Origin of the sequence: Pelagicoccus mobilis, assembly GCF_016595505.1 — a bacterium.
In the GTDB taxonomy this organism is placed as follows: Bacteria; Verrucomicrobiota; Verrucomicrobiia; order Opitutales; family Opitutaceae; genus Pelagicoccus; species Pelagicoccus mobilis.
In genome coordinates, this window is the sequence record NZ_JAENIL010000104.1 from 1 (window position 1) to 8,549 (window position 8,549).

The 8,549-nt window shown below is 46.1% G+C and carries 16 protein-coding genes; all 16 read right to left on the reverse strand.

Features of this window, described 5'->3' with window-relative positions; genetic code table 11:
• On the reverse strand, positions 1-318 hold a 318-nt coding region (locus JIN87_RS28490; protein WP_234033665.1), incomplete at its 3' end, for a hypothetical protein.
• A 61-nt stretch (positions 319-379) separates the two neighbouring features.
• A complete protein-coding gene (locus JIN87_RS27225) occupies positions 380-775 on the reverse strand; it encodes a hypothetical protein (protein WP_200359758.1) in 396 nt (131 codons plus the stop codon).
• A gap of 23 nt (positions 776-798) precedes the next feature.
• Positions 799-1,338: a GNAT family N-acetyltransferase gene (locus JIN87_RS27230; RefSeq protein ID WP_200359759.1), complete on the reverse strand. Its 540-nt coding sequence runs from the start codon at positions 1,336-1,338 to the stop codon at positions 799-801.
• Positions 1,339-1,468: 130 nt separating this feature from the next.
• Positions 1,469-1,891 (reverse strand): hypothetical protein, encoded by a 423-nt coding sequence (locus JIN87_RS27235; protein WP_200359761.1) that lies wholly within the window; start codon positions 1,889-1,891, stop codon positions 1,469-1,471.
• 81 nt (positions 1,892-1,972) lie between these two features.
• Positions 1,973-2,368: an SMI1/KNR4 family protein gene (locus tag JIN87_RS27240; protein WP_200359763.1), complete on the reverse strand. Its 396-nt coding sequence runs from the start codon at positions 2,366-2,368 to the stop codon at positions 1,973-1,975.
• Positions 2,369-2,388: 20 nt separating this feature from the next.
• Positions 2,389-2,520: a hypothetical protein gene (locus JIN87_RS28645; RefSeq protein ID WP_267909455.1), complete on the reverse strand. Its 132-nt coding sequence runs from the start codon at positions 2,518-2,520 to the stop codon at positions 2,389-2,391.
• The gene (locus tag JIN87_RS27245; RefSeq protein ID WP_200359765.1) at positions 2,501-2,926 is read right to left on the reverse strand and encodes a hypothetical protein; all 426 of its coding nucleotides are present in this window, start codon (positions 2,924-2,926) and stop codon (positions 2,501-2,503) included. The genes JIN87_RS28645 and JIN87_RS27245 overlap by 20 nt, the downstream gene beginning before the upstream one ends.
• Before the next feature lie 17 nt (positions 2,927-2,943).
• The gene (locus JIN87_RS27250) at positions 2,944-3,414 is read right to left on the reverse strand and encodes an NfeD family protein (RefSeq protein WP_200359767.1); all 471 of its coding nucleotides are present in this window, start codon (positions 3,412-3,414) and stop codon (positions 2,944-2,946) included.
• A gap of 150 nt (positions 3,415-3,564) precedes the next feature.
• Positions 3,565-3,840: a hypothetical protein gene (locus JIN87_RS27255; protein WP_200359769.1), complete on the reverse strand. Its 276-nt coding sequence runs from the start codon at positions 3,838-3,840 to the stop codon at positions 3,565-3,567.
• Positions 3,841-4,299: 459 nt separating this feature from the next.
• Positions 4,300-4,455: a hypothetical protein gene (locus JIN87_RS27260; protein ID WP_200359771.1), complete on the reverse strand. Its 156-nt coding sequence runs from the start codon at positions 4,453-4,455 to the stop codon at positions 4,300-4,302.
• Between the two features lie 1,193 nt (positions 4,456-5,648).
• A complete protein-coding gene (locus tag JIN87_RS27265; protein ID WP_200359773.1) occupies positions 5,649-6,074 on the reverse strand; it encodes a hypothetical protein in 426 nt (141 codons plus the stop codon).
• A 156-nt stretch (positions 6,075-6,230) separates the two neighbouring features.
• Positions 6,231-6,560, reverse strand: coding sequence for a hypothetical protein (locus JIN87_RS27270; protein WP_200359775.1), 330 nt, complete (start codon positions 6,558-6,560; stop codon positions 6,231-6,233).
• A gap of 33 nt (positions 6,561-6,593) precedes the next feature.
• The gene (locus JIN87_RS27275) at positions 6,594-7,481 is read right to left on the reverse strand and encodes a hypothetical protein (protein WP_200359777.1); all 888 of its coding nucleotides are present in this window, start codon (positions 7,479-7,481) and stop codon (positions 6,594-6,596) included.
• Between the two features lie 81 nt (positions 7,482-7,562).
• Positions 7,563-7,976 carry an NUDIX hydrolase gene (locus tag JIN87_RS27280; RefSeq protein WP_200359779.1) on the reverse strand — a complete coding sequence of 138 codons (414 nt, stop codon included), beginning with the start codon at positions 7,974-7,976 and terminating at the stop codon, positions 7,563-7,565.
• A 17-nt stretch (positions 7,977-7,993) separates the two neighbouring features.
• Complete coding sequence (locus tag JIN87_RS28650) at positions 7,994-8,122, reverse strand: hypothetical protein (protein WP_267909456.1); 129 nt, start codon at positions 8,120-8,122, stop codon at positions 7,994-7,996.
• The gene (locus JIN87_RS27285; protein ID WP_200359781.1) at positions 8,119-8,445 is read right to left on the reverse strand and encodes a hypothetical protein; all 327 of its coding nucleotides are present in this window, start codon (positions 8,443-8,445) and stop codon (positions 8,119-8,121) included. The genes JIN87_RS28650 and JIN87_RS27285 overlap by 4 nt, the downstream gene beginning before the upstream one ends.
• Between the last annotated feature and the right edge of the window lie 104 nt (positions 8,446-8,549).

The window sequence follows — 8,549 nt, forward strand, 5'->3', positions numbered from 1 at the left end:
GAACTCTACGTTGAAGGTTCCTCTACATAGGTGCAGAGCTCGAGCCTGTGGTGGATCCTCGAAAGATATAATACCCTCGAGGCTCTCGCTTTCTGATGGGCTCAATACTGCCTTGTACTTTTTCGGGTCTCTGATTCTGCCGTATTTCATCCTTTGAAGAACGTTCCATCGCGGTACCCGCACTTTCCAGGCGCCTTGGACAGTCACCGAATCGACACCTTCCAGTTCAGCTACTTCTTTTTTCCAATCGGTTAGATCCTTGCCGAAAGATAGCGGCGTAAGGAGCAAGAAAGACAGGGCCAAAATAGTAGATTTCATTTCTTTCGCCAACGACAAGTGCAGGCGGCGAGCGCTTGCGCTCGTTGCCTGGCACGCCTGGTTAAGTACAATTTTTCTTTATTCGGTTAACGGTGCTTTCGGAGTCAAATGGGCTCCAGTTTCTAACTACCTCGTAGAGTGCTTCACTTGGTAGATCTTCAAATTCTAAAGTTTCATTTCTGGTGGTTGGTATGAGCCCAAAGAGCTTTCCCTTTCTCTGATAGTGGTAGAAACCTGAAAACGGTTCTTTCTTTGGTTCGATCAGGTGAAGGATCTCTCCTTCTTCAAATACGTATCCAAAACCCGGATCGCAAAATTCTTTTCCTTCTTCCTCTAGCTTCTTCTTTTCTTCGGCTAGTTCGTTCCAATTTGTAGCCTCCAAGATACCAAGAGCTTCGTCTGGCGTCATCTCGCCAAACTCTACGGAGGTGAAGTCTGCTCGTTGGATCCAAATCATTTTTCTTACTTAACGCCGAAGTGTCACGACGTAGGAGGCGCAGCCTCCGGAGTTGTGACCACTGACTTGTTCGCAGTTAGATTCATTTCGTATCGTGCAGCCGAAAAATGTCCAACTTGCTTCAAGCTATGAAGGTCGAAACCTAATCCTTCGTAGAAAGTTCGCAGTTTGGGCCTGGTGGACTCGCAGTCTAACCTAAGCAACGGTCTATTCATTTCCTTTGTTAATTTCACAGCATGTTTGACCAATGCTCTCGCTACATCTCTTCCAGCAAAGCTTCTTCTGACCGATAGTCGATGAATGTAGGTTGCTTCGTCTGCAGGTGATTCAGGCCAGAATAGTGAGTCTTCCATCTGAAACCGGAACACGCCTGCATCCTCTCCGTCAACTTGGGCTAAGTAGTACTCTCCGTAACTCAGTTCCTTTTCGAGTATTGCTGGAACCAGCTGTTCGGCATCCCAGAGTGGTTGCCCCTTTCTTTTGAGCCAGTCGGCTGCCTCGATGAGTATGCCGGAAACCCTCGACAAAGAACTGGCTTCGACTTTTCGGATCGTTGTATTCATTTCTTTGCGAACGCAGAGGCCATACGATGACGGCTCGGTTAAGGTTCCATTTTCAGGTTTCTTAAATTTGGTGGGTTCGTAGTGAAAAAGGCGAGCGTTTGCCGGCATTGTATGGGCCGACTTGTTATGATTACATCGGTTTGTAGTATCCTACTAGTAGCTTAATCTTCATGAATGCCCACTGGATCAGCTTGGCTAGACCAAAAACTAGGAGGTAGGAAATTGCCGTTCCAAATGGATTCATTGATGTTCCACATGTGACCAATGAGCTAGCAACGATGTATGGTTTCTTTTTTCCTGCTAGTATCCCGACGAAACTGAAAACGAGGAGGCATATGGTGGATATGGCTAAAGATAGTCTGAATGGATCTGCTTGGTCCGAAATTTTCAGTGTTTGATTTTCAATTAGGGTCTTTGCTATGGCGGCACATGTAATCTGTGCTAATGCAAAGAGGACAATCCATAGAAGGAATGGCTTCCAGAATGGGTTTTCCTTTTCGTCTTCCTTCATAACGTCGAGGCCATGCGCGGCGGCTTCAGGCTTCGCCTCCATGTCTGGGGTGGTTGTTTTCGAAAAGGTCGTTGTGAAAGGGGCGGGCGTTGGCCGACGTTGGATGCGCCGACTTGTTGGCATCTAGAAATCTAGCCATGATTCTTCTTCAATGATTCCGTCATTATCTCCGACAGCTTGATCGGTGAGTTGAATACCCGAGATGAACTCCTCAAATGTATCCGTAATTCTATTTCTTTCTCTTTGATCGTTTAGCAACACCACACCCGCTGATTTGGTCGAGAGATCGAGACAGGCTAAGTCGTGCATGTCTCCCATGAAAGGGACCATACCTTCAGGAATCTGCCATTCATCTTTTAAAGCCGCTTGCTCAACTATCTCTTCAGGCGTGAGTAGGGGTGAAGGTAACCAAACGGTCTCTTCGTCTCCCCTGCGAAATGAGTCGAAATCTCCTACATCGTAAATCGATGAAAAGTCTTTGGGGATTGGGAGGCCCCATGCTTGTTCTATTTCTTTCATTTGTTCTGCCAACGCCGAGCTCAGGTGACAAGGCCTAGGCTATCGTTTAAGTCACTGAGGTGGTTGATTTCCATGGGGTCGTAGTGAAAGAGGCGAGCGTTTGCCGCAGTTGCCTGGAGCGACTTGTTCGACCTATTTGTTTTTGTATCCATTAGTTGGGATCTCAATTGGTTTCGACTCGCGTTCAATCGGTAAGAGTATGACTCGATCTATCTCCTCGATTGTTCCGCTCCATAACCCAAAGTGTCCTTTGCGTTGTGTAGTGAATCTTCCTTCCACTCGTGCGTATCCATCTCTTGCATCGTAGAGACTTGGAGAAATCTCTGAACCACTCCTAACCCAAAATCCATTTTTGTAGATTTGGTTTTTGTAATCGTCTTCGTGAAGGTAGATTGCGTTGCCTTCGAATTCCATCTTTAGAAATCCAGAAACGGCAACTCTTTTGCCTTCATATGTGGAAGGATCCGCAAGAAGCTGGACTATTGAAATATCCAGAGTCTTTTCGTTTGCCCAGGCGAGGTAAGGGAGGAGAGCAAATACAAGGATAATTCGTTTCATCTATTTTTCGTCGAACGCTAAGTCCTCACGATGGAGGGGGCGGAGCCCCCGAAATTGTGAGCGACGTCTGGTTGGAATTTTCTTACTTTTAAGGTCCCCATCGAAAATGCGAGGACTTCCACCTCTTCATCTCGATCCATCTTTCCTTCGTCGGAGATAGCTTCGTAATCTTTTTCTCCTAGTTTTATTCTTCCTGAAGGTACCATCGGCGTAACCGTTCTACCGATACGACCGATCAGTTTGCCTAGGTCGTCTTTTTCTTTCTCTTCTAGTTTTTCCAGTTTTGGTGAAACTGTGTCTTGCTCGACGATTTGCATAAAGATCCAAACCGGCCAAAGCAGAAATGAGATCGCGAAACTCGGGTCGGACCCCATCAACTCGATAGCTTTTACTGCATCAGGATTTTTGCTTTTTCTGAACGCTAGGACTGCGGACGCAATCAGTCCGACTGCAATGTATAGGCCGATGACTATCGCTAGCTCTTTCATTTTCTATTCGTCTTCCAACGCAGAGCTCTCACGCGGCGGCTTGCCGACGTTGTGAGAAGCGACTTGATATGCCAATCTTTTGTTGGAACGTCGATAGAGCTGATTCGCTAAACTCAATCTGTTCTTTCGTCGTAGGGATCATCTTTTTGCTCATGCGTGATTTCCCATAAATAGTGTCGTCGCCCAGAACCCAAGGAGAGCCAAGATTCGTATCATCCATAGTCCGTTCTTTTTTCTCAGGATATTGATCGGAAAGAGGATTGTGGAGATGAATCCAGATAAAACGCCGATACTTACAATGATCATGACCGGCTCTCCGCCTTGTAGGTAGTCCGGTGCCCCGTCTGTGAGTGCGAAAAGTACTGTGATCGCGGATACGCAGATCAATGCGAATGCTGTCAGTGACTTTTCAATTTTAGTTAGCATATCGTGGAGCTCACACGCGTGCGCTTGCGCACGTTGTGTGCAGCGTCTTGATGTGTGTAGTTCGTTTGGATTTCATGTTGGGGTTAAATCTCGGAAAATCGATCAATATGAACGCTTCCCAAATAGTAGTTTCCGTCGGTTAGATTTTCTTAGGTTTTGTTTGTTTGGTTCGGTCGAAAGTTATTCTCACTTCGCTTCGTTGAGGTGTTGTTTCACTCGGTAGTCTTGCTGCTTCCTTCGGTTACGTCGGATAGGGTGCTCTGAAATGGGCTCTTGTGGTCATGTCACCTTCGGCTCGGTACAATGCAGGATCAGTTCTTTAAGGTCGGATACGATTTAACGATCACCGTCGAAGTCTACTACTCGTTTTGTTAGATCATTCTTCGTATCCATCATTCTGATTTTTTAGATTCACACATCGTGGAGGTGATACGCGAGGATTCTAGAGACCTCTGACCTTCAGTTGATGGTTGTCGGTGCTTGGTCGTAGTGAAAGGGGCGGCGCTTACCCGAGTTGTATCGAACGTCTTGTTCTACCTTTTCAGGGAACGTGTCTCCAGTGATTCCAGACAGTAGTTTCGAATCTTTGAGAATGCTTCGGGCCTTGCAGGTCATAGTAAGGGTAACAGGTCGAAAAGTCTCTTCGCTAAGCTTGAAATGTCAAAAGTCGAAATCCTTACGTCAGTTCAAGACTTTGCCTCGTTGGTTTGCTTTGTCGTGTTCGCACTAGCAGGGGATGTTGCCTCCTTCGGTCCTGAGAGCCCTGACTTCAACGTTAGTACTTCGTAGAACGCAGAGTCCTCACGCGGAGGGGGCGCAGCCCCCGGAGTTGTGAGCGACGACTTGATATGCTTTTTGTTTTTTAGATTCTTTCTCGATCATCGATTGCTCTCCATTTCTGATGGCTAGCTTGATGATCGGTGCCACTGTATCCGGCGTTATGTTACGCTCTAGGCAATACTTGGTTTTCAACCATTCTGATAGTTTCTTTTGTCCTTTGCTTGCATTGCATCCACGACAACAAAGTGAGATGTTTTCTCTAGTGATAATCTTTGCATCGTTAATGATGTGCTCCCAACTCGCCGAAGATTTGGTCGACACTTTCGGCGATGTGAATTCACAACCACAGTAGACGCAGACTTTGTCTCTCTCTCGGACTTCTTTTTCGAGCCAGCTTGGGATGTTCCAGTTGTTCGCCATTATCTTATCTGCATATCGCCGAGTACAGGCGGCGAGCGCTTGCGCTCGTTGCCTGCTACGACTGGTTCTCATAATTTTGTAGTTAAATGGTTGGATCAACACGGACAGAACCTTTGCTCCTTTCGCTACCCTCTGAGGTATCCTTAGCACCGCCAAGGGCTCTCGGGACGATCAGTCTGGTGCGTTCCATCCTGAACTTATTTCTTTCACACTTTGTCACCGACGCCGTGTTACGGAATCGGCCCTCGTCGCAAACCGAGCACCGAGAAGAATCCGATAGGAGATGGAAACCATTAAGCTCATCTTTTTCTCTTTTTCTTTCTTTGTTCTGTCGATCCTGTGTACGTGGTTGCACCAGATTACCAGCAGTTTGCGCTACTGAACAAAGCACCCACGGTCAAAAGTTTGGTCATAATATACCTTTCATTTTTGATGTTGCACTGATCGGCCTGCGAGGGCCGAAAGTCGGGAAATTCATTTTTTTGAGAACGTCGAGCTCAGGCGACAAGGCCTAAGCTATCCTTTAAGTTCCTGGGGTGGTTGGATTTCATGGGTTCGTAGTGAAAGAGGCGGGCGTTTGCCGCAGTTGCCTGGAGCGTCTTGTTGGGCTAGTGTTTGGTTCTTGGGAAAACTACGTGAGAAGCTATGTAGCCTGATGCTAAAGCTGTGCCTAAAAAGGCAGGCTTTTCAAAGTAATCGAACTCGTGTAGCTCGTCCAAAAACAATAGAACGAGGAAGAAGAAGGTGAGAACGTAGGTGATGCTAAACAGAGCTCCTGCTAGGGAAAATCTATTCCTGCTTGTCCTGATCTTTTCATTCTTTTCATAGAACCTTTTCATCGTGAAAAACCAACATAGCGCGGGGATGGCTAAGGTCATGAGAATGCTTAGAAAGTAAGAAAGTATAGTTCTCCTGTGGTAAGAGGTGGATGATGCGAAGAATGCGTAAGCTGCTGTCCAGATGAGAGGTTGTGTGAGGTAAGCAGCGATGAATCTCACGATCGGGTGTGATAATTCAGATTCATTGTTTCTCATTCTTTTTTGCCCAACGTCAAAGCCACACGATGTCGGCTTCGGTTGAGGTTCCATTAGTTGTGAGGTTGATTCCTATGCGGTCGTTACGAAAGAGGCGGGCGTTTGCCGACATTGTGTGAGCTGCCTGGTTGGCTGTTACATTATTTGGATACATAACTAGAGTTTGGAATCTAATTCCTTTCTTTCCTTCTTTGTGATCAAGGCTGCCCCGCCACATACCTCGCACTTAACTGATCTGGAAGTCTGAATCTTTCTTTTGCATTCAGGGCACTTAGCACCTGTGCCTCCTCCTATCTCCAAAGTAGCTTCAATCATTCTTAATCCCGCGTAGCAAAAAATCACGATAACTGGATATGAAGCGCTGAGAAACTGGGATACGATCAAGCCTATGAGGAGAGAGAGTCCAATGAGGACCAACTGGTAAACAATCCAAAATGCCGCACCTCCAGCGATTAGCGTTACTATGTCCTTGATCGTCTTATTCATTCTTTAGCCAACGCCGAGGTGATACGACGGAGGTTAGCGCGGAGCGCTAACCGGAGTTGTATCCGCCGACTTGTTAGTCGGTTTCTTTTTTAGCACAACCGTGTCCTGTTTCGTGCCGTTCCAGTCTTCTGGTCTCGTGTTGTCTTTGTTCAGTCTGATTACGATTTCATCATGGGAGTTTATCTTAACTATCATTGGTATTCTATAGATAGGTTTTGTTGGTGACGATACCTCGATGTCCAAGTGAGATGGATTATGGTTTGCGTCATACTTGTATGTAATCTCCAGGATTTCGTCAGGGGCTATTTCTCTTATGCTTCGGCCCTGGATGAAGAGATCAGCTGAACCGTCTGGATTGAGTATTATCGATCCTACTTGTCCTTCATCGTCTTTACCTTCCCAAGTCCCATGTAGCAGGGATGGTCCTTCAATAGCGAAAGAGTTGATGAAGTATTCAATATCTGGATGATTTAGGAAATCATCCCCAATGGAAATGACGCCGATGATGTAATTGACTCTTCCTACAAAAAAATACCAGACGATTGTATGAACTTCGAACGAGTTTTCAATGTGTACTGAATGCAATCGCAATGCCTCATAGGAGGCTACTTTCGTGAATTCAGACAACCGTTTCTCTTTTTTATCTCCTAAAAAATCCTTTTCCCAATTTTTTGCAATCGCTTCAAAAGAGGGGGCTTGGTGTTTAGCTGCAAAGTTCGTGACAGTGATCGATACTGAGTAACCTCTTTTTCGGTTCGCTGAAGTCCATAGGTTCGCATTGCTAGCAAGCTCAATTTTTTTTGGAGAAGTGTAGGTCTGGTGATCTGGGAAATCTATCTTGAATCCGAGTTCTGAATCCGAAATCCAGCGAGCCTGAACAAATGAGCAAGATAACAGGAATGTAAGTAGTATCGTTTTCACTTTTTGACTAACGCCGAGCTCAGACGGCGAGCGCTTGCGCTCGTTGTCTGCAGCGTTTTGTTGGGCTTGATTCTTTCTTGATCATAGAACTTCGAGCAATGCCTCTATCTCTGGATTCCCTCGATGATCGCTTATCTTCATCCAGCCAAGGTCAGCCAATTTTTTGTGGTCCTGATCAATCTCCTCTGGGTCGATTCCCAGTACTGGGGTTTGATTTCTATCCGTTTCAATTAGGTAAGTCGTAGACAATCCATGTTTGTACGGGATCGTAAAAAGCTCTCTGACTATTTTTCCGTCTAAACCTGTTTCTTCTTTTAATTCTCTCAAAACTGCCTGGTCAGGGCTTTCACCTTTTTCTAATCCGCCACCAGGAAACTGCCAGTATTCGGTTCCGTCTTTTCTTTTGTGCTGAACCATTAACGTCTCCAATTTGTTGTTACGAATAACAGCAGCAGAGACTCTAGGACGGGTATTTGCCTGTGTTTTGATTTCCATATTTATTTCGCCCAACGTCAAAGCCACACGATGTCGGCTGCGGTTGAGGTTCCATTAGTTGTGATGATATTTTCCATACGGACGTTCTGAAAGAGGCGAGCGTTTGCCGACATTGTGTGAGCTGCCTGGTTCGCAGAAATTTTCATTTTAGATTCGTCCAGATTGCTAGTGCGACCAGAGCTACCATCACAACCGTCAGGAATGATCTCACTATTAATTTTTCGCTCTTTTTCTTTCCTAGGCGTCTGGCTAAGAGGTGTTGGGTGAGCACGACGAGATAAATGAATACAAAGGTTCCTAAGGCAATTAACGCTGAACCTTTGTTGAACTGTATTCCATCCCCTCCGATCAACGTAATGATGACTGCTACCACTCCACCGATTCCAAAGATCACGGCAGTGACAATCAGGGTGCCAAGAAATGTATGTGGCTCAGCGTGCGGAGGATCCTGAAAGTCGTAGTTCTTCATTTGTTGCGAACGCCGAGTACAGGCGGCGAGCGCTTGCGCTCGTTGCCTGCTACGACTGGTTCGGATATTTTAGTTAGTAGGCTTTGAGCATGCCTTTCGGTTTT

Excerpts from the sequence above, each read along its gene's own strand:
- JIN87_RS27235 (WP_200359761.1), bottom strand. The coding sequence starts at position 1,891 with ATGGAGGCGAAGCCTGAAGCCGCCGCGCATGGCCTCGACGTTATGAAG.
- JIN87_RS27270 (WP_200359775.1), bottom strand. The coding sequence starts at position 6,560 with ATGAATAAGACGATCAAGGACATAGTAACGCTAATCGCTGGAGGTGCG.
- JIN87_RS27225 (WP_200359758.1), bottom strand. The coding sequence starts at position 775 with ATGATTTGGATCCAACGAGCAGACTTCACCTCCGTAGAGTTTGGCGAG.
- JIN87_RS27255 (WP_200359769.1), bottom strand. The coding sequence starts at position 3,840 with ATGCTAACTAAAATTGAAAAGTCACTGACAGCATTCGCATTGATCTGC.
- JIN87_RS27245 (WP_200359765.1), bottom strand. The coding sequence starts at position 2,926 with ATGAAACGAATTATCCTTGTATTTGCTCTCCTCCCTTACCTCGCCTGG.
- JIN87_RS27260 (WP_200359771.1), bottom strand. The coding sequence starts at position 4,455 with ATGACCTGCAAGGCCCGAAGCATTCTCAAAGATTCGAAACTACTGTCT.
- JIN87_RS28645 (WP_267909455.1), bottom strand. The coding sequence starts at position 2,520 with ATGGATACAAAAACAAATAGGTCGAACAAGTCGCTCCAGGCAACTGCG.
- JIN87_RS27285 (WP_200359781.1), bottom strand. The coding sequence starts at position 8,445 with ATGAAGAACTACGACTTTCAGGATCCTCCGCACGCTGAGCCACATACA.
- JIN87_RS27250 (WP_200359767.1), bottom strand. The coding sequence starts at position 3,414 with ATGAAAGAGCTAGCGATAGTCATCGGCCTATACATTGCAGTCGGACTG.
- JIN87_RS27265 (WP_200359773.1), bottom strand. The coding sequence starts at position 6,074 with ATGAGAAACAATGAATCTGAATTATCACACCCGATCGTGAGATTCATC.
- JIN87_RS27230 (WP_200359759.1), bottom strand. The coding sequence starts at position 1,338 with ATGAATACAACGATCCGAAAAGTCGAAGCCAGTTCTTTGTCGAGGGTT.
- JIN87_RS27280 (WP_200359779.1), bottom strand. The coding sequence starts at position 7,976 with ATGGAAATCAAAACACAGGCAAATACCCGTCCTAGAGTCTCTGCTGCT.
- JIN87_RS28650 (WP_267909456.1), bottom strand. The coding sequence starts at position 8,122 with ATGAAAATTTCTGCGAACCAGGCAGCTCACACAATGTCGGCAAACGCT.
- JIN87_RS27240 (WP_200359763.1), bottom strand. The coding sequence starts at position 2,368 with ATGAAAGAAATAGAACAAGCATGGGGCCTCCCAATCCCCAAAGACTTT.